At 55.2% G+C, this 19,329-nt stretch carries 18 protein-coding genes; all 18 read right to left on the bottom strand.

The features are described from left to right. Positions 1–156 precede the first annotated feature (156 nt). A complete protein-coding gene (spoIIID, locus tag PPOP_RS01515) occupies positions 157–444 on the bottom strand; it encodes a sporulation transcriptional regulator SpoIIID (RefSeq protein WP_042226967.1) in 288 nt (95 codons plus the stop codon). A 349-nt stretch (positions 445–793) separates the two neighbouring features. Next, the gene (locus PPOP_RS01510; RefSeq protein ID WP_042226965.1) at positions 794–1,576 is read right to left on the bottom strand and encodes a M23 family metallopeptidase; all 783 of its coding nucleotides are present in this window, start codon (positions 1,574–1,576) and stop codon (positions 794–796) included. Positions 1,577–1,660: 84 nt separating this feature from the next. Further along, positions 1,661–2,830: a stage II sporulation protein D gene (gene spoIID / locus PPOP_RS01505; protein WP_006284249.1), complete on the bottom strand. Its 1,170-nt coding sequence runs from the start codon at positions 2,828–2,830 to the stop codon at positions 1,661–1,663. Between the two features lie 299 nt (positions 2,831–3,129). Beyond that, positions 3,130–4,458: a UDP-N-acetylglucosamine 1-carboxyvinyltransferase gene (gene murA / locus PPOP_RS01500; protein ID WP_199898930.1), complete on the bottom strand. Its 1,329-nt coding sequence runs from the start codon at positions 4,456–4,458 to the stop codon at positions 3,130–3,132. A gap of 209 nt (positions 4,459–4,667) precedes the next feature. Beyond that, entirely contained in the window at positions 4,668–4,928 is a 261-nt protein-coding gene (locus PPOP_RS01495) for a DUF1146 family protein (RefSeq protein WP_006284247.1), read from the bottom strand. Positions 4,929–5,039: 111 nt separating this feature from the next. Continuing rightward, positions 5,040–7,904 (bottom strand): S8 family serine peptidase, encoded by a 2,865-nt coding sequence (locus PPOP_RS01490; protein ID WP_052516565.1) that lies wholly within the window; start codon positions 7,902–7,904, stop codon positions 5,040–5,042. 373 nt (positions 7,905–8,277) lie between these two features. Next, the gene (locus tag PPOP_RS01485) at positions 8,278–9,822 is read right to left on the bottom strand and encodes an NADH-quinone oxidoreductase subunit N (RefSeq protein ID WP_006284245.1); all 1,545 of its coding nucleotides are present in this window, start codon (positions 9,820–9,822) and stop codon (positions 8,278–8,280) included. 4 nt (positions 9,823–9,826) lie between these two features. Then, positions 9,827–11,440: a complex I subunit 4 family protein gene (locus PPOP_RS01480; protein WP_006284244.1), complete on the bottom strand. Its 1,614-nt coding sequence runs from the start codon at positions 11,438–11,440 to the stop codon at positions 9,827–9,829. Further along, the gene (gene nuoL, locus PPOP_RS01475; RefSeq protein ID WP_006284243.1) at positions 11,441–13,336 is read right to left on the bottom strand and encodes an NADH-quinone oxidoreductase subunit L; all 1,896 of its coding nucleotides are present in this window, start codon (positions 13,334–13,336) and stop codon (positions 11,441–11,443) included. Between the two features lie 19 nt (positions 13,337–13,355). Continuing rightward, complete coding sequence (gene nuoK, locus PPOP_RS01470; protein ID WP_006284242.1) at positions 13,356–13,667, bottom strand: NADH-quinone oxidoreductase subunit NuoK; 312 nt, start codon at positions 13,665–13,667, stop codon at positions 13,356–13,358. Then, positions 13,668–14,189 (bottom strand): NADH-quinone oxidoreductase subunit J, encoded by a 522-nt coding sequence (locus PPOP_RS01465; RefSeq protein WP_006284241.1) that lies wholly within the window; start codon positions 14,187–14,189, stop codon positions 13,668–13,670. It lies immediately after the preceding gene. After that, positions 14,182–14,634, bottom strand: a complete 453-nt coding sequence (nuoI, locus tag PPOP_RS01460; RefSeq protein WP_006284240.1) for an NADH-quinone oxidoreductase subunit NuoI — start codon at positions 14,632–14,634, stop codon at positions 14,182–14,184. The genes PPOP_RS01465 and nuoI overlap by 8 nt, the downstream gene beginning before the upstream one ends. Before the next feature lie 16 nt (positions 14,635–14,650). Continuing rightward, on the bottom strand, positions 14,651–15,661 hold the full coding sequence (nuoH, locus tag PPOP_RS01455) for an NADH-quinone oxidoreductase subunit NuoH (RefSeq protein WP_006284239.1): 1,011 nt from the start codon (positions 15,659–15,661) through the stop codon (positions 14,651–14,653). Continuing rightward, positions 15,661–16,761: an NADH-quinone oxidoreductase subunit D gene (locus PPOP_RS01450; RefSeq protein ID WP_006284238.1), complete on the bottom strand. Its 1,101-nt coding sequence runs from the start codon at positions 16,759–16,761 to the stop codon at positions 15,661–15,663. Before PPOP_RS01450 ends, nuoH begins: the two co-directional genes overlap by 1 nt. A 6-nt stretch (positions 16,762–16,767) precedes the next feature. Beyond that, positions 16,768–17,280 carry an NADH-quinone oxidoreductase subunit C gene (locus tag PPOP_RS01445; protein WP_006284237.1) on the bottom strand — a complete coding sequence of 171 codons (513 nt, stop codon included), beginning with the start codon at positions 17,278–17,280 and terminating at the stop codon, positions 16,768–16,770. Further along, complete coding sequence (locus PPOP_RS01440; protein WP_006284236.1) at positions 17,277–17,795, bottom strand: NuoB/complex I 20 kDa subunit family protein; 519 nt, start codon at positions 17,793–17,795, stop codon at positions 17,277–17,279. Before PPOP_RS01440 ends, PPOP_RS01445 begins: the two co-directional genes overlap by 4 nt. Further along, positions 17,780–18,154 carry an NADH-quinone oxidoreductase subunit A gene (locus tag PPOP_RS01435; protein ID WP_006284235.1) on the bottom strand — a complete coding sequence of 125 codons (375 nt, stop codon included), beginning with the start codon at positions 18,152–18,154 and terminating at the stop codon, positions 17,780–17,782. Before PPOP_RS01435 ends, PPOP_RS01440 begins: the two co-directional genes overlap by 16 nt. A 501-nt stretch (positions 18,155–18,655) precedes the next feature. Continuing rightward, the coding region (locus tag PPOP_RS01430) for a TraB/GumN family protein (RefSeq protein WP_006284234.1) at positions 18,656–19,329 on the bottom strand (674 nt) is incomplete at its 5' end.

The following is a 19,329-nucleotide window of genomic DNA, read 5'->3' as shown; positions in this document are numbered from 1 at the left end:
GATCCGACCGATTCCTGCAAAATATTTACTCATCGTTTACCATATCATACTGACAGCGCTGGATTCAATGTAAGAATGAAGGAGGATCTGTCTTATTCGGAACAAAGCCAGGAGGCGATACGATCCGGCGGTGATTCGCATGTTCGGAACAGCCGGCTAGGACCTCCCTGCCGTCATTACTTCACGTTTTTTTGAACTCGATTTCTTGTATTTGATCTTGGTCGCTTCCCCTCCCCGTAGATGCCGCACAGATTTATGGTACTCGAGAATGTGCTTTACCTGGTCCGCCAAATCGGGATTAATTTCGGGCAGCCGTTCGGTCAGATCTTTGTGTACCGTGCTCTTGGATACGCCGAACTCTTTGGCGATAGTGCGAACCGTATGCTTGGTCTCGACGATGCAGCGGCCGATTTTTATGGTCCGTTCTTTGATGTAATCGTGCACGTTCCCGCCTCCCTCTACTCGGTTTAATTGGTACATTATATGAGTAGGCCGCACACTTATGCGTTGTTGCACCGCCTGACAAGCCTGGCTTAACCGAGAAATTTGAACATGACGGGGAGGAGCGGCCCGGGATACGGGAGCGGAACTTGGGTGCTTGTCCTGTCAAAAAATGGCGCTGCCATGCAAAAAAAATTCGATGCCGTATTCCGTGTGGAAGCGATGCGGGGGGGCTGTCCACCGAAATAGAACGATCTGAAAAAATTTTAATCCAGGCTGTCCACTCCCCCCAAAAAAACGGCAAAAGACGGAAGCATGTTCGCTTCCGCCTACTTCCGTAGAGTGGAGAAGATTAATTTTTCGCCAGCAGATTCGTCGGATTAACCGGCTTGTTATTGTCGTACACTTCAAAGTGCACATGCACGCCTAATGTTTTCTCCAGCTCGTTGCGTCCGGCCGTTCCGAGCGTATCGCCCTTCTTGGCCGTATCGCCTTTCGCGACTTTGACATCTGCCAGACTTTGATAGACCGTCTTCATGCCGCTGCCGTGATCCACTTCCACGATGAAGCCATTTTTCGGATGCTGCTCCACGCGGGTGACTTTACCGCTCATCGCAGACAGAACGTCGAACGATTTCTGATCTTTGCGGGCCAGGTCGATTCCTACATTCGGCGTAAAGGTCTGTTCGAACTCTATCAACGCCGCCGCTTGCTCTTCCTTGCTGGCCGTCTCGTCATAGTAGGACATGACAACCTCTACTTCCTGCGCGTCTTTCACTGGCCAGCCCAACGTCTCGTTGGACGCAACCACTTCGACCGCATCTTCGTTGACCGTTCCCTCCGCCTGTGTTCTGGAATCTGCCACCGTCTGATCGACCTGCGCCGTCTCCGCGTTCGGGTCGAGCGGCCGGTTCATATCCTGGTAGACCCACACTAACGTTAGGATGATTGCTGCTGCGGCCATGTACAAAGCAGGAAAGACCCATCGCTTGGACAACAGCTTTCTCCATGTGGAAGTGTGAACCGCCTGCGCTCCCTGTATTGGCTTGGAAGCTTCCGGCGTGTTCCCTGCATTGTTAGCCGATGAACTGGTTGTAGATTTGTTTTTAGAGTTGTTTTGGTTTTGTTCACTCATTTGCGATCACCTCAATAACCATTGTTACCGGGGCTATCGCTTTTATACGTGCAAGTTTGCTAATTTTTTAGATTCATCATTCTCTTATGAGGAAGGCAGCGCGGCCGTGGTTAATAACTTCGAAGCTTTGTCCAACTCCACCCCTGTATAATAATAGGTCAATATTCGCTCGGCCGCCGCTCCTTGCTTCGCCATACCCTGCGCCCCATACTGGCTCAAGCCGATGCCATGGCCATAGCCGTATGTCGTGATGCGCAGATTGTCTCCGTCCCGTTCCCAATCAAAAGCGCTCGAACGCAGATTCAGCTTCTCCCGGATATCCCGGCCACTGTAGCGCTTCGATCCGAATTGAACCTCCTCCACCCGCTTCCCGGCCGTGCGGGACAGGATGCGCACATCCGCCGCCAGCTGGCCGCCAGCCGCTGTGCCCGAGGACGTCCTTCCCGTACCACCTCCGCCCGGCCGCGAGGCTTGCGCAAGACCCGGTACCGCCGTCGGTGTCAGGCTGAGCTTTTCCAGGACTTCGTTCAGCGGCAGCTCCACCGTCTCGGCGTACCGGGGAGATACAGCCTCATCCCAAGGGCTGGACACACTCTTCAAATAAGGAACCGGATTCGTCCAATAATCCTCGGCGTTCTCGGTATGGCCGTTGCTCGTCGAGAAGAAGGCGGCCATAATCGGCTCCCCTTGATAGGTAATCACTTGATCCCGCGTCTCATTGACAGCGAGGTTGAGCTTCGCGATCGCCTGCTCTGGCTGCTTCGCCAGCTCGGCGAGCGAGATATACGCCTGATGGGCGACGGTATCCGTCACGTCAGCCCCCTTGGGGACGCCGACAGTGTCGCCCGTCCGCAAGCGGCGCACGATATACGTGCGGGCGGCGATTGCCTGTGCCTTCAGCGCCTCCAGCTCGAAGGCGACCGTCATCTCCGCCGCAAGAACGCCGCGCACGTATTGCTCCAGCGGGACGCTCTCTATCTCGCGTGCATTCGCCAGATAGACGCGCACTTCCTTCCCGCCCTTAGGCGTGCCCGTTATGGTTGGTGCCGGCGCCAGACTGGGATCGGTCTTTGCCGCAGGCGGCCGATCCGCCAGCCGGTCTACCAGCCCGAGTGGCAGCAGCACCATCAGCGCCATCAGGCCGGCCGCCCATAAGACGGCTCGTCCCAGCATGTCGTTCCGCCGGAACGATCGTCTTGCCCGGGAGCCGCCCTTCCACCGCTTGGCAGACATTCGTGCCGGCAGCATGGTCATAGGTTCTCTCTCCTTATCCTCCCGATAGCTCCCTCTTTCTATGAACCCGATATAGAGGGACGGGGTAATTCTACTTCCATCCTATGCTTTTTTGGGAGACGAAAGAACCGGAGTCTGACAAGTTCTCTCTCCACAGTCTGGCATAACGAAAAGCGGTTCCTTCTGCCGCAGAGGAACCGCTTCTTGCTTCAAATGACATCTGGATCCGCCGCATCCGAATCTGCGTAGGTGCGAATCTCAGTCCGTATCTTCTCGTATATTCAAGCTATGGCTGGAAGGAGAGCGAAGCGGGAGTCCGGCTATGCCCATGTCGGCTGAGCGCTGAACAGCGCAATTTCCTGTTCTTCCTTCACTTCCTGCGATTGTTCGTCGATCGAGACACGATAGATATCGGCTCCGAGAGCGGACAACTTCTCCGCGATATTGACATACCCGCGGTCGATATGGTGCACCGCGCTCACCTCGGTCGTTCCTTCCGCTACCAGCCCGGCACAGATTAAGGCCGCGCCTGCACGCAAGTCTGTCGCGCACACCTTCGCCCCGACGAGCTTGGCGCCTCCCGTGACGACGGCGGTGCGTCCGTCGACCTTAATGTTGGCTGACATCAGATTGAACTCATCGACATGCATAAAGCGGTTCTCAAATACCGTCTCCGTGATGACGGAGGTGCCTTCCGCCACGAGCAGAAGCGCCATCATCTGCGATTGCATATCCGTAGGGAAGCCCGGATAAGGCAGCGTCTTCACGTCTACGTCCTTGAGCGGCCGATCGGCCCGAACCCGGATTCCGTTCTCGTCCGGTTCGATCTGCACGCCCATCTCTTCCATCTTCGCAATGACTGGACCGAGATGGTCTGCAATGGCTCCCTCAACGTACACATCCCCACCGGTCATCGCCGCAGCCACCATGTAGGTGCCCGCTTCGATCCGATCCGGGATAACCGTATGCTCGGCCCCGCGCAACTGCTTTACACCTTCGATGCGAATGACTCCAGTACCCGCACCCCGCACCTTAGCGCCCATCTTGTTCAAATAGTTAGCCAGATCGACGATTTCCGGCTCGCGGGCCGCGTTCTCAATCATCGTCGTGCCTTCGGCTAGCGTTGCAGCCATCATAATATTTTCAGTTGCGCCAACACTCGCCACGTCCAAATAGATCTTAGCGCCCTTCAGTCGGCCGTTCACTTTTGCTTCAATGTAGCCCTGACCCAATCCAATCTGCACACCCATCGCTTCGAAGCCCTTCAGATGCTGATCGATAGGCCTCGTTCCAATTGCACAGCCGCCAGGCAAGGAGATTCGTGCCTGACCCGTGCGGGCCAGCAATGGGCCCATAACGAGGAACGACGCCCGCATCTTGCGCACTAGCTCATACGGAGCTTCATACGAGTGAAGATGCTCTGCGTTTACGCGAATGATTTCATTGGAATATGTAAGGTTGGCCCCCAGCTTCTCCAACACATGGCATATCGTCTTGACATCGTCGAGTGGAGGCGCGTCACAGATTACACTTACGCTATGCTCTCCCAATAACGAAGCAGCGATGATCGGTAGCACAGAATTCTTTGCGCCGCTTACGCTGACGGTCCCCGTCAATCGTTTGCCTCCGCGGACGATAAATTTACTCATCATGTTTCCCTCCGCGCCTTTTCTCACCCCATCCTCACATCACTGTACAAGATGGTAGGTCTCTTTCTTGCCCAACCCTCATCATACCACCGCCTAACGGGGCCGACAAGCGATATTTTCCGACATACCCTTCCACAATTTACTTGGGGCTACTCCCATTGTTAACATCTTTATTCGATGTTATTCGACAAGCACCGAAATCGTCGGCCCTACACTCCAAACAGATAACGCACAGACTGCGTCCAGCCCCAATAATCGATGAAGAATCCCGCCACTACGCGTCCGACGATAATTGCCAGGAGCAAATGCAGCATTTTACCCTGCGGGCTCTGCGGATGGCGGATGAACAGATCGAGCTTGACATGCTGCAGCGACCACCATGCGATGCCGATACACAGCAGCGTGATGAGCATGTTCACCACTCCGCCCCAACCGACAGTTGCCGATAGGTTGGACCACGAATTGTCCATAACCCAGCCTCCTTAGATAGGTTGTTCAAGGCGGCGGTGCTGAAAATCGCCTTCTTGAACACTTCTTTTACGCTGCCTTGTGAAGAAGGCTGCGCTCGCACGATGTGACGCTTACCACAGCCTGGCGAGCATCGACACGAACTCCGCCCGCGTCGCCTGCCGATCTGGGGCGAACAGGTTCTCGTCCACCCCCTGGATGAGGCCCTCCTCCTTCATAGCGGACAGCATCGGAGCGGACCAATGGTTCACGGGCACGTCGCGGAACGGAGCCTCTGCCGTGCGCTTCGGCTGAATACGGAGCGCCTTTCCCATCATGACGGCCATCTCCGCCCGCTTGACCGGCAGAGCCGGACCGAAGCGACGGTTGCCGATGCCGCCAGTGATTCCCGCCTTCGCGACCCGGGAGACATCGGCGTAAGCCCAATGCTTCGCTGGAACGTCCGTGAAGGCTGGAGCTTCCTGAATGCTTCCACCCAGCTTGAAGGCTTTGGCCAATACAACCGCCGCTTCGGCCCGAGTAATCTGCCGGTTCGGACGGAACAGCGCCTCGTCATAGCCTGCGATCCACTTGGAACGAACGGCCTTCACAATCGCTTCCTGAGCCCAGTGGCCGCCGATATCGCGGAAGCCTTCAACCAACGGCTCGGTGCGGAAGGACAGCCGGTAATATTTCGTATCGAACTTCTTATCCGTCGTCAGGCGGACATAATACGTTCCCGGCTCCAGGACAGCGCCCGCCGCTATCTGCTCCAGCTTGGCGCCGCTCCGCGCGTCGGCGATCTTCTTCTGCTCCTTCGTCATCACCGTCATGCCGACGTTCCGCTCGGACGGAAGATTCTTCAATGCCACCGTTCCGTAGACCGGACTCTTGACCGTGAATTGGAACCAGTCCACATCGCTGTCTTTATCGAATACGCCGATATATTCGGCGCCTTCGCTTATCGTGACCGCTTCATATATCTTGTCGTTCGGTTCATTCGGATCGATGTATTGCGTAATATACTCCACATGCAGCTTATACTCGCCCGCGACCGGTTCCGGATGCGTCGTGACGACATTCTGCACTTGAATGTAATATTTCCCTGCGGGAAGATCGGTCAGCACGGCTGATTCCGACAGCCCCTCCTTCTCTTCATCGATCCATTGCGTTCGAATATGCGAGCCACGTACCTCCAGCGCCGGATCGATCCGCACCGTATCCACGCTGACCTTCAGGCGCAGCGTACCTTTGCGCGGCAGTTGAATCATATACCAGTCAACATCGCCTGTATGGCCGAACGTGCCGACAATATCCTGCGTTCGGGCCGGTATCGTGTAGGCCTGGTACTGCAGATCATTGGATTCGAACGGATCCTCATAGATGAAAAACCGGGACGACAGCTTATAGGACAGCGTGTCCTTCGCTTCATAGCCTTGATGCTCGAGACAAATCATATTCAGGCCCTGCTTCACCGGAATAAGAGTCTTCTTGCTGCCCGCGTTGCTGTACGTCTTGCCTGTGCTCTGCTTCCCTGCAAAATGCGTCGCCTGAACGGTTCCCTTCCCCTGGATCCGCTCCAGCGAGAGCTGCAGGGTGCCTTCGTAAGGAGCATCGACCGCAAACCACTGCGACCGCTTATTCGGGGCAAATACGCCGCTAAGCGACGTGTCGATAGGGAATGCGCGCGCGGCGCGGCGAGTCGTATTCGTGCCAAATGCTTGCTCATCGTAAGGAATGCGAAGTGCCTCGTCGACGCGCAGCAGCCCGTACCCGCTCTGCCGATCCCAGCCTGGCGATTCAATATTCTGCGCGGTGCGGCGGAGATGCTCCCGAATCTGGTATGGCTTCAGCACGGGGTATTTGCTCCACAGCAGGGCGGCTGCCCCGGCCGCTTGCGGCGCAGACATCGAGGTTCCTTCTTCCGCCTTGTAGCCACCGCCGAGCGCTGTCGTATAGACATGCCACGGAGCGACCAGATCAACCTCCGGCCCCGTGTTCGACTGCGGCTCTACCAACAGATCGGTCGAGCTTCCCCCGACAGCCAGAACAGATGGATAGGCTGCCGGATACTTGACCTCCACCTTCTCCTGGTACCGCAAGCCGTCATTGCCCGTGGCCGCGACGAGCAGCACGCCCTTTTTCTCGGCGTAATTCACGATATCTTCCATATATTTCGAATAACGATACAGTCCCACTGACATGACTACAATTTTGGCTCCGTGGTCGACCGCATACAGTATGCCTGCTCCTAACTTGTCTTCGTCCCCGTAGCCTTGGGCATCCAATGCCTTAACCGGCATAATCTTCGCGTTCCACAGCACCCCTGTGATGCCCCTCCCATTATTCCCTACAGAGGCAAGCACGCCCGCTACGCTGGTACCGTGGCCGTTATCATCCTGAGGCAGGCCCACCTCCAGCAGGTTCGTGCCTGTGACGAGGTTAGGCTTCAGATCAGGGTGGTTCAGGTCCACTCCGGTATCCACCAGCGCGATCGTAATGTTCGAGTTGCCCTTGGCCTGCGCCCAGGCCTTATCCGCCCCGATCTGCCGCAAATAGGTCTGCTGGGAATATAGCGGGTCATTGGACTTGACGGCCGTGTTCAGCGTCCGGACAGACTGATTCCGTTGAACATATTCGATATGCTCCGACTGTCTCAGCGTCTCCAGCCATTCCCCGGCGGTCTCCACCTGCCGCGGCTTGACGATCGAAATATTCACCGCCTGCTGCTCGCTTACGATTTCGCTGTTCGCCAGCAACCGTTCATCTTGGTGTCCATTTTTCCATTTCACAATCCAGGAGTCGGCTGCCCCTTCATTCGCGGCGCTTTCCCTCTGCATCTCGCTTAAGGAGAGAAAATGGCCGTCCTTCCCCGCCTGGTCGACCGGACGAAGTTTACGAATCTCTGTCTGCAGCGAAGTCAAGGAGTTTACCAGGACAAGTAAGGCCAGGGCTGCAATCAACATCGATCCGACGGCTGTTCGCCATCGTGTCTTCATACTTTCATCCCATTCCAATCATTCAGGTTATGCACTGGCGTCGTGCATCATTCAGAGGATGATTAAACCAGACCGTCATCCCGCTGTCAATTGGTAAACGTTGCTTGTTGACAGGCCATTCCTGTTATTCATGTTATTCATGTCATTCCCATAAAACCGATTTCCATTGTCATGGATGCCGAATGACTACTCAAGGCATCGCAAGATATATATGATTCGTCACTCGAAAAGGACAATCCTTTATTTGCAGCCAATATAGTTCCATGGACCTATTGTTGACAAATTTCGCATCCACTGGCCCGCATGGCCTGATAACAAAACAAAAAGCCCCTGAACCTGGTACCCCGGTTCAGAGGCTCTAATAACTCATTTTTTATCTCACCAGCAAATCGACCCCGATGGAGAATATCCGGCTCAGCCCATGAATGACTGGATTCGGAAATGCCCCGAGCCCGACAATCGCGAGCACGCAGACGACGATAACGAGACCTTGCGTCCATGGGATGTGCACCGCTTCCTCATTGTTCCCGCGCATATACATTTGGCGAATGAAGCCGAAGTAAAAATAGAAGGAGATGACGCTCGCGGCCATCATGACGATGGCGATCCAGAGCGTGTGCGAGGCAATCGCTCCGAGAATAATGAACAGCTTCCCGAAGAAGCCCGCCGTAACCGGAATGCCAGCCAGAGACAAGACGATCACCGTCATCGCGACGGCCAGCCACGGCGAACGGTAGTAAAGGCCCGCATAGCCGCTTAGTTGATCGTGCCCGGATGACCGCTCGACAATCATATGCACGGCGAAGGCCCCGAAGGTCATCAACAGATAGGCGATAAGATAATAAATGAATTCCGCGAAGTTCGACGAATGCAGATGCTGCCTGAACAAGTTCAGACTAACCGGAACGAGCAGGTAGCCCGCGTTCGCGACTCCGGACAAGGCAAGCAGCCGCTTGACGTTGGCCTGGCGAAGCGCCATCGTCGTTCCGACGATCATGGACAAGGCTGCGATGGACAGTAAGATCGTCGACAAGTCCGAAAAGATGGCCATATCCTGGCCCAGGCCGAGATACATGCTGTAGAACATGCGGAACACGACGGCGAGCGTCGCCGCCTTGGACACGACGCCAAGAAAGGCGGATATCGGCGTCGGCGCGCCCTGATACACATCCGGAGCCCAGGCGTGGAATGGCGCCGCCGCAAGCTTGAAGCCAAAGCCGACGATCATCAGGATGAAGCTGACATAAATAAGCGATTCGAATTCTACGGTGCGATCAGCCAACGCATGGGCGATTCCTTTGAATGACGTGCTTCCGCTGATTCCGTACAGAAACGACATTCCGTATAAAATAAAGGCCGAAGCTACGCTTCCGAGCACCGTATACTTGAACGCGCTCTCCGTCGATTTGCTGTCATTCTTTTTCATCGCCACTAAAATATACGACGTGATGCTGAGTAGTTCCAAGCCGATATAGAGCGTAAGCAGGTCGCCGGAGGAAGCCATCATCATGCCTCCAATGGCGGCCGGAAGGAGCAAATAGTAGTATTCTCCCCGATTCGGCAACGCTTCCTTGCGCAGATTGCCAAAACTCATCATGATAACGAAGCCGACGCCAATCAGAATGATGGCCTTCACGATCAGGGCGAAGCCATCGATGCGATAGCTATGTTCGAGCAGTTGCACCGCCTGCGCGGCCTCGGCCGTCAGCTTCGCCCGCTGGTACAGCTTGAGCAGGACGAAGCCAAGCGACATGGCGACGGCGAGCAGCGAGAGCACGCCCATGATGTCGCGATGGATGCGGCGGGGAAGAACCAGATCAAGGAGCGAGATGACAATGGCCGCAATGACTAGCGTAAGCTCAGGCATCAGCAGTGCGAGATCGGCCCAATGCAGCAATTGAACATGTGGCGTATCCATGAGCCTACCCCCTCACCTTGAATCGATCGATAATCTGCCCAACGCTATGGTCTATCGGGGCGGTCACGAAGGACGGGAACAGACCGATAAGGACAATGCATGCGGTCAGCACCATGATCGGGATCGCCTCCGCTAACCGCGCATCCTTCAGACCCTCGAAGCGGGCATCCATCGGCCCGTACGAGATGGCCAGTACCCCGCGGAGCATGTAAGCGGCGCTGAAGATGAGCCCAAGTGCTCCGAGTATCGCAGCCCATGATGCGGTGCCGTATAGCCCGAGCAACGTTAGCAGTTCGGCGACGAAGCCGGACAACCCCGGCAGCCCGAGTGATGCCAGACCGGCCAGAAGCAGAATCCCGCACAAGAACGGCATGCTCTTTGCCAGGCCGCCCAGTTCGCCGATGCGCGTCGTGCCCGTTCGCTCGCTGAGACTGCCGATGAGCAGAAAGAACAAGGCCGAGATGAAGCCGTGCGATACCATCTGAACGACTGCGCCCTGTATGCCAAGCTCATTCATGGCCGCGACGCCGAGCAGCACGAAGCCCATATGGCTGATGCTGGAATAGGCCAGCACCAGGCGCAGCTCCCGTTGGCGAAAAGCCAATACTGCGCCGTACAGCACATTGATTACGCCGAGTACGGTCAGCACGGTCGCCCAGGAAGCGGTCTCCTGCGGCAGCAGTGCCGCTCCGAACTGGACGAGCCCGTAAGCCCCCATTTTCAATAAAACACCCGAGTGAAGCATGACGACCGGAACCGGAGCTTCAGCATGCACCTTCAGCATCCATGTATGGAACGGGAAGAACGGTAGCTTGATGCCGAAGGCGATCAGCAACAGCACGAACACCGTCGTCTTCATTCCCGGAGTCAGATAGAAGATGCTGTAGTCCGTCTGATTGACATAAGCCAACGCGCTTCCCGGATTGTCCATAATGACATTCAGATTGCCGGTATAGATATAGTAGCCCCCACCCGGGAAGTCGGGATGGTTCGTGAAGCCTACGGTTACCGTCAGAATGACGAAGGCCACCAGCAGCAAGGCCGAGCCGAACCCGTTATAGAGGAGGAAGCGGTTCGCTGCCTTCTCTCGGTGCATCAATCCCCATATGCCGATCAGGAAAAAAGTCGGCACCAGTGTCCATTCGAAGAATATAAAGAACAGAAACAGATCCCGTGCCAGGTAGACGCCGATTATCCCGACCTCGAGCAGAAGGAAAAGGATGTGGTACGTTTTCCATCTTTTTGTGATGCCCAATGAAGCGATAGCCGCCATCGTGGCCACAATTGTTGTCATGACGACGAGCGGCAGCGACAAGCCGTCAATCGCCAAATGATAGTCGATGTTGAACGACCAGGATTGAATGCCGCTGGCGATCTCGAGATTCAGCGGAAGCGAGATCCAGGTGTGGTGCTCGGTTAAAGACACTCCCTTATCGACCAGATCATAGATGCCGTACACCGTTAACGCCAGGATGAGCGGCAGGAAGGTCGCCGCGATGCCGATAGTTCGAATCGCGCGCAGGCAGCCCTTCGGCACGAATAGCAAAATCAACACGCCGAACAGCGGAGAGAAGGTTAACAGTGTCAATAATGGCAGCGATGTAAGCCCGTTTACCATTTACCAGAACCTCCTTCCGAGCGCCAGGATGAACACGATCAGCGCAACGAATCCGAACAGCGACATCAGCCCGTATGTCTGTAGTTGTCCGTTTTGCAGCCGGATCCCTGTCTTGCCGATGCCAATCGCCGCTCCCGATACAAGTCGGACCATCCCGGCGACAATCCATTTGTCGAACGCCTGCATTACGCGGCCGAGGCCGGCAAGCGAACGGACGAAGATGATCTGGTACAACTCGTCGACATAGTACTTGTTCGCCACAAGCCGGTAGAATGGATGGGACGATTCCTGCGAACCGCTGCGGCGGCTTCCGCGCGGCCCGTACCATATATAGCCCAGCCCGATGCCGAGCACGCCCGCCAGCACCGCCATGATCATGGAGGCGGCATGGACGGAGGAGCCCGGTTCATCCCCGTTCAGCCACGTGCCGAGCGCACCGCTGAATGGAGTATGAACGAAGCCGGCGCCAGCGGCCAGCACGGCCAGCACGACGAGCGGGAATGTCATGGAAGCCGGAGCTTCGCGGACGCCCTCCGCATCCGAAGCGGCGGCAGGCGAACCGGTGAAGACCAGGAAGAACACTCTCGCCATATAGAAGGCGGTAATAAATACGGTGAGCGCTCCCACAATGAAGAGCAGCATATTTTGCTCCCAGGCGGCCGCCAGAATGGCGTCCTTGGACCAGAAGCCGGACAGCGGCGGAATGCCGGATAGCGCCAGGGCGCCGATGGCGAAGGTCCAGGTCGTCACCTTCATCCGTTTCCCCAAGCCGCCCATGCGGAAGATGTCCTGTGTATGTATGGCGTGAATGACACTGCCTGCCCCAAGGAACAACAGCGCCTTGAAGAAGGCATGGGTGAACAGATGGAATATCCCGGCCGTGACCGCCCCGAGTCCGAGCGCCATCATCATATAGCCAAGCTGGCTGACGGTGGAATAGGCCAAGATTCGCTTCATATCCCGCTGGGCCGCGGCAATCGACGCCGCGAAGATCGCGGTGAAGCCGCCTACCCCCGCGACGATCATCATCGCCGTCGGCGAGATGGAGAACAAATCAAAGGTCCGGGCGACCAAATATACGCCGGCTGCAACCATGGTCGCCGCGTGAATCAGCGCGGAGATGGGCGTCGGCCCCTCCATCGCGTCTGGAAGCCATGTATGCAGCGGAAACTGGCCGGATTTGCCCACGGCTCCAAGGAAGATCAGCGCTGCAATCCAGGTGCCCAAGCCGGCGGAGATGCCGTGCTGCGCCATGGAATCGCCATTGGCGAACACGTTGCCGATCATCGTAAAATCAAGCGCATGGTGCGGCATATGCCAGAACAGGATGAGAATCGCGAGCAGCAGCCCGATATCGCCGATGCGAGTGACGATGAAGGCTTTGTGGGCGGCGGCGCGCGCCGCAGGCCGCTCATACCAGAAGCCGATAAGCAGGAAAGAGCAGACCCCGACCAGCTCCCAGAAAATATAGAGCTGAATGAGATTCGGCGACAGGACAAGTCCCAGCATGGCGCCTGTGAACAGAGCGATGTATGCATAGAACACCGTCTGCCGCTCATCGCCCTCCATGTAGGCTTCGGAGTACACATTGACCAGCGTGCTAACCAGCGTGACAATGACGAGCATCAGCGCATTCAAATTCGTGATGTCAAATCCGAACTCCAGACGGATGTCGCCGATGCGAAACCATTCGAAGCTGCGGGTGTAGTCGTCAAGCGCTCCTGTCATCCGTTCCCACAGGAGGAGGACGGAGAGGACGCATGCGGCGAACGAGCTGAAGACGCCGAGCATGACGGCAGCAGCTTTCATCTGGCGGCCGAATGCCGCCAACACGAGGAACGCGAGCAGCGGAATGACCGGGATAATCCAGGCATATTGCGATAAGACGGATTCCATTGTCGTATCCTCCTTACGGTTATCTCTTCAACTCGTTATATTCGTCCACGTTAGCCGTGCCGCGGTTCCGATATAACGCGATTAGAATGGCGACGCCGACCGCTGCTTCCGCCGCGGCGACGGCAATCGTGAAGAGCGAGAAGATCTGTCCCTTCAGATTCGGCACGACCCCCAACTTGGAAAAAGCAATCAAGTTTAAATTGGCCGCATTCAGCATCAGTTCGATGGACAGCAGTACGATGACGGCATTGCGCTTCGTTAGCACCCCGTAGAGTCCAATGCAGAACAGGATGGCTGCCAGCATAAGGAATGAAGCCAGCATACTGCCCATTTACTCCGCCTCCTTCTTCGCAAGCACGATGGCCCCGATGAATGCGACGGTCAACAGCACCGATAGCAGCTCGAACGGGATGACATGCTCCGTGAATATCTGCTTTCCAAGCTGGAGCGCATTGTCCTGGGCCAGCGCGGTCGGCTCAGGCACAGGGAAATCGGTGCCGCGTATCGTTAAGAACAGCACCCCGAACAAGGCCAGGCAGCCTAGCGCGGCCAACGTCTCCCTTAGCGGGCGCGATACCTCTTCATCCTGCCGATCATGCCGGGTCATCATGATGCCGAAGATCATCAGAATCGAGATAGCCCCCGTGTAGACCAGCACTTGGACGAAGGCGACGAATTCGGCTTCCAGCATAACGAAAATGCCCGCGAGCCCGAGAAAAGCGAAGGCCAGCGACACGACCATATGAACGACCTTCGTAAAATTGAGCATCAATACCGATCCGGTGATGATGCAGATGGCAAGCACGAAGAAGGCCACCGTTGCTCCCGTCCACTCGAAGGAGAAGTTAAACATTTTTTCTAGGGCCTCCTTTTGGCATGGCTGAATTGTTTTCCTGCCGTATATTCTGGTTATTCTCATTCAACCATTCCATGTTTTTGAAAAGATCGTCACGGCTGTACGTCGCCAGTTCGAAATTGTTCGTCATGACAATCGCTTCCGTCGGACATACCTCGGTGCACAAATCGCATAAAATACAAATTTCAAAATTGATGTCAAACGTATCGATAACCTTGCCCTTCTTCTCTGGATCCGGGTTCGGCTTGCCGGTGAGCGTGATGCAATCGGTCGGGCAAATGCGCGCGCACATGTTGCAGACGATGCACTTGTCCGGATCCAAATATTGAATGCCGCGGAACCGGTCAGGCATGACCAGAGGCTTATCGGGATACGGATACGTGACTTTTTTGGAAGTCAGCGCCTTCATCGTGACGCCCAGCCCTTTGAATAATCCTTTCACGTATTTCCCCCCTAGCCTATTTGTTGAATAATTCGATATAGAGCGCGGTCATGAAGACATTCAGAAGCGCCAGCGGCAGCAGCACCTTCCAGCCGAAGCTCATCAGCTGATCTGCGCGAATGCGCGGCATTGTCGCCCGCAGCCAAAAGATGAAGAAAACGCAGCACGAAAACTTGAGCACAAACCATAATATTCCCGGTATAAAATCAAGGAACGGAAATGGCGGATGCCAGCCGCCGAGGAACAATACCGTCGTCAGCGCGGAGAGCGCGAACACGTACACATATTCCGCCAGCATGAAAAAGGCAAACCGGAAGCCGCTATACTCCACATGATAGCCGGCGACCAGTTCCGATTCCGCCTCCGGTAAATCGAAGGGCGTCCGGTTCAGTTCGGATATCCCCGCAATGAGGAAGACGACGAAGCCGATCATTTGCGGAAACAGATTCCATTCCCAAAAATAGTTGCCTTGCCCTTCTACAATGGTACGTAAACTAAGCGATCCATTCCATAGAATAATGCCGACGACGGAGATGACAAGCGGAATCTCGTAGCTTACCATCTGCGCTGCAGAGCGCATTCCACCCAAAAGTGAATATTTATTGTTGGAGGCCCAGCCGCCGATAATGATGCCGATGGTCGTAATGCTGGAGAGGGCGGCGTAGTAGAGCAAGCCTACATTCAAATCGGCGAAGCCGAGCCGTTCGCTGTACGGTATTGTCGCCAGGACGGCGAACGCGGGCACAAAGGTAATGACCGGGGCGAGGATGAACAAGGTCCGATCGGCTTTGCGCGGAATGGTGTCTTCCTTCATAAGCAGCTTGAAGATGTCCGCGACCGTCTGCAGCAGCCCGAGCGGTCCGACCCGGGACGGGCCATGGCGGTACTGCATCCAGCCGATCACTTTCCGTTCGAAATAGATCGCGTAGGTGACGAAGCTCAACACGACAAGCATCATGACTACGGCCCATCCCAGAAAGATGAAGGCATTCGTCCAGGTGAGCGACTGTGCGATTCGTTCTTGCACTAGCAATCCACCTCCCCGACGACGATATCGACCCCGCCCAGTATCGTGATCAGGTTCGTCATCGTCTCTCCGACGAGCAGCTGCGGCAGGATTTGCAGGTTGACGAAGGATGGACGCCGGAACTTCAAGCGATAAGGCTCCTGCTTGCCCCGAGATACGATATAGCAACCGATCTCGCCGCGCGGCGATTCAATCCGCGCATAGATCTCTCCTGCCGGCGGACGGATGACGCGCGGCACCTTGCCCATCGTCTCGCCTTCGCCCGGGAATTGTTCTACCGCTTGCTCCAGAATGCGCAGACTCTGGTGAATCTCCTCTAGCCGGAGAACGTATCGCGTGTAGCAATCGCCGCCCGCTCCCACCGGGACATCGAATTCGAAGCGGTCGTACAGGCTGTACGGCTCATCCTTCCGCAGATCCCACTTGACGCCGGTGCAGCGAAGATTTGCTCCGCTCAATCCAAAGGCGATGGCCGTCTCGGCATTATAGATTCCGATTCCTTTGATCCGGGCCAAAAAGATCTCATTGCCGCTTACCAGCTTATCGTATTCCTTCAACCGCTTGCGCATGTAAGGAATGAGATCCCGCACCTTGTCAATCCAGCCTGGTGGAGCGTCCCACTTGACGCCGCCGACGCGCATATAGTTGTACGTCAACCGCGCGCCGCACAACTCGTTGAACAGATCGATGATCAATTCGCGATCACGAAACGCATACAGGAACGGGCTCATCGCTCCGATGTCCAGCAGGTAGGTACCCCACCAGACGAGATGGCTGGCCACGCGCTGCAATTCCATGACGATCAGGCGAAGAAATTCGGCTCGTTCCGGTATTTCGAGCTGCATCATTTTCTCGACGGCATGGACAAGCACATAGTTATTCGTCATCGCGGACACGTAGTCCATTCTATCCGTGTAAGGGATAATTTGCGTATAGTTGAGGTTCTCGGCCAGCTTCTCCGTCCCCCGGTGCAAGTAGCCCATCACGGGGGTGGCTTCCTTGATCACTTCGCCGTCAAGCTTCACAACAATGCGAAAAACGCCATGCGTACTCGGATGCTGAGGACCAACGTTCAAGAGAAGTTCTTCTGTGCGAATCAAGGGGGATTACACCTCCGAATCCAACGGCTCATAGTCTTTGCGCAGCGGATGGCCAACCCAATCGTCCGGCATCATGATGCGGCGCAAATCGGGATGCCCGGGAAAAGCAATGCCCAGCAGGTCGTACACTTCCCGTTCACACCAATTCGCAGCAGGCCAGATCGGCGTTACCGAAGCAATGGACGGCTGATCCCGATCGGTTCGGACATGAACGGCCGCCTCGGCCTTCGTACATAAATTGATCAAATAATATACAACTTCGAGATGCGTCTCGTGGTCTACACCAGCCAGATTCCGCAAGTACTCGCAGGACCACTCCGGATGATACCGAAGCAGACGGGCGCAAGCCAACCAATGCTCATTCTTCACGGTAATCGTCGGCAAATGCCCGTTCTCTTCGTTAATAACGGCCTCCTCCACCGCATCCGCGGCCACTTCCGTCTTCAGCAGGGCGACCAGGGCATCAAGTGTGGGCTGCTTCGGAGAAGGCTCCTTCGGCTTCGATGGCTTCTCGCTCACGCATCCGTCACCCGCTTTCCGGTCTTCGCTTCATAGCGGATTTTCGCTTGCAGTTTGTTAATGCCGTAAATCAATGCCGCCGGATTCGGCGGGCAACCCGGGATGTAGATGTCGACCGGCACAATCTGATCGACGCCTTTGATCACCGAATACGATTTGACATAAGGTCCGCCAGCCGTCGCGCAGGAGCCCATGGCGATGACCCATTTCGGCTCAGGCATCTGATCGTACAGCCTTCTCAACAGCGGCCCCATCTTCTTCGTTACCGTTCCGGACACGATCATGACGTCCGACTGGCGGGGAGAGGTCCGGAAGATGACGCCGAAGCGGTCCAGATCATAGTGCGAAGCGCCTGTGCCCATCATCTCGATCGCGCAGCAGGCAAGACCGAACGTCAGCGGCCATAGCGAGTTGCTGCGCGCCCACCCCTTCAACTGCTCCAACGTGCCGAAAAAGACGTTTCGTTCCAACTCCTGCCGTTCTTCCAACGTGATTGATTCTAAAGAGAATCCCATCGAAACACCTTCTTTTTCCAGGCGTAAAGTAAACCGATCAACAGCAATCCGACAAAAATCAGCATCTCCACAAGCGCGAACAGGCCTAGCTGCCGATAAGCAACCGCCCACGGGTACAAGAAAACGGTTTCCACATCGAAAATGACAAACATCAGCGCAAATAAATAGTAGCGGATGTTAAATCGAACTTGTCCCACACCAACCGGTTCGTTCCCGCTTTCATACGTTGATTCCTTCATATCTGTCGGCTTCTTCGGCCTGAGCAGCCGACCCGCTGTCAGGGCGGCCACCGGCAGGAACATCCCGAGTCCGATAAAAATGGCCACGATGACGTAATTGTTGATGTACTCCAATGACATCCCCTCCGTCGCAGCGATCAGTTTACAGACAACTCCAGCTTGACTTGTAATAAACCCGCCACAATTATAGCAAATCCTGCCAACCTCGTCTATGCAATTATCGGAAACGATTCCCTTTCCTTGAAATATTCCGTCGATCTATTTGTTGATATATATTCGCCGCGCAGAAGCAATATGAAAGATGCCCGCAAAAACTACCAGTAGTACTTTGCTGGGCAGGCGCCGGAAAAACGACCGAACTCACGATCGAATCGTAAAAAAATTTGAACTCGTACAAATCGAACCCGTACAAGATAAAAGATTGTAAAAGCTAGTTCTCGCAGCTTAAGCGACAACGAAAAAGAGAGCTGTGCTCGAATCACAGCTCACGGAGGATGAGGAAATAATGACACATCAACAATCAATAGCGATGATGAATATCAATTGACTTCGTTATATTTTGATTGTTGCGGCGCGTCAAGCCATATCCTCGCACTGCATTGCATTGTACAAGTACGACATTTAATACTGAAGCTGTTGCACATCAAATCCTTTCTGCTTCAGTTGGTCAACAACCATATCCTGAAGCACAAGGTGCCCCGCCCCGACGACGACAAAATAAGTGGACTGCCCCGCTTGTTCCAATAATTGACTCAATTTGCCCGCCATGTCCTTGTCTCTTTCCCCGAACAGTTTGTGGGTAAGTTCCTCGTCGGCCACTTGCTGCATGTCAAAATAGGTTGCGGTAAAGTTCTCTTTTTCTCCTGCTATCCACTGCTGTCTCCACTGCTGTCTCATCAAGCTCAGACGCTTCCAGTCCTTGTTTTCCTCCAGTGACGTCGACGTCAAAATTTGATCCAGCGTGCGGTTCAGGTATTTTTCCAAATAGTTGGTCGAAAGGCTGTTAAAAAGTTTGCCCTGAAACTCCCCACCCTCTAATGGCCGAATCGGTTTCCCATTCGCGTTGGCCATAGTCATAAAATAGAGATCAACCACAAGGACATTCATTGCAGCCGCTTCTTTGTTCGCATAGGAGTTGACCACTATGTCGAGCACACTGACGAGCCAATATGGCTGAAGCGCATTCATCGTCTCCGCAGGTAATTTCAGCATCGCAAACACCTGCTGAGCCTTGTCATACGTTGCCGCCGATACATGATCCTTGAGTGTTGTACCATCTCGATAGGTATACTGTT

Source organism: Paenibacillus popilliae ATCC 14706, assembly GCF_000315235.1.
GTDB lineage: Bacteria > Bacillota > Bacilli > Paenibacillales > Paenibacillaceae > Paenibacillus_B > Paenibacillus_B popilliae.
The sequence above is the reverse complement of the archived record's forward strand: the minus strand, read 5'-3'. Positions and strand labels throughout refer to the sequence as shown.

Coding starts and splice junctions, on each gene's coding strand:
- PPOP_RS01510 (WP_042226965.1), bottom strand. CDS start 1,576: ATGAGTGAACAAAACCAAAACAACTCTAAAAACAAATCTACAACCAGT.
- spoIID (WP_006284249.1), bottom strand. CDS start 2,830: ATGACCATGCTGCCGGCACGAATGTCTGCCAAGCGGTGGAAGGGCGGC.
- murA (WP_199898930.1), bottom strand. CDS start 4,458: ATGAGTAAATTTATCGTCCGCGGAGGCAAACGATTGACGGGGACCGTC.
- PPOP_RS01495 (WP_006284247.1), bottom strand. CDS start 4,928: ATGGACAATTCGTGGTCCAACCTATCGGCAACTGTCGGTTGGGGCGGA.
- PPOP_RS01490 (WP_052516565.1), bottom strand. CDS start 7,904: ATGAAGACACGATGGCGAACAGCCGTCGGATCGATGTTGATTGCAGCC.
- PPOP_RS01485 (WP_006284245.1), bottom strand. CDS start 9,822: ATGGATACGCCACATGTTCAATTGCTGCATTGGGCCGATCTCGCACTG.
- PPOP_RS01480 (WP_006284244.1), bottom strand. CDS start 11,440: ATGGTAAACGGGCTTACATCGCTGCCATTATTGACACTGTTAACCTTC.
- nuoL (WP_006284243.1), bottom strand. CDS start 13,336: ATGGAATCCGTCTTATCGCAATATGCCTGGATTATCCCGGTCATTCCG.
- nuoK (WP_006284242.1), bottom strand. CDS start 13,667: ATGGGCAGTATGCTGGCTTCATTCCTTATGCTGGCAGCCATCCTGTTC.
- PPOP_RS01465 (WP_006284241.1), bottom strand. CDS start 14,189: ATGTTTAACTTCTCCTTCGAGTGGACGGGAGCAACGGTGGCCTTCTTC.
- PPOP_RS01440 (WP_006284236.1), bottom strand. CDS start 17,795: ATGGGATTCTCTTTAGAATCAATCACGTTGGAAGAACGGCAGGAGTTG.
- PPOP_RS01435 (WP_006284235.1), bottom strand. CDS start 18,154: ATGTCATTGGAGTACATCAACAATTACGTCATCGTGGCCATTTTTATC.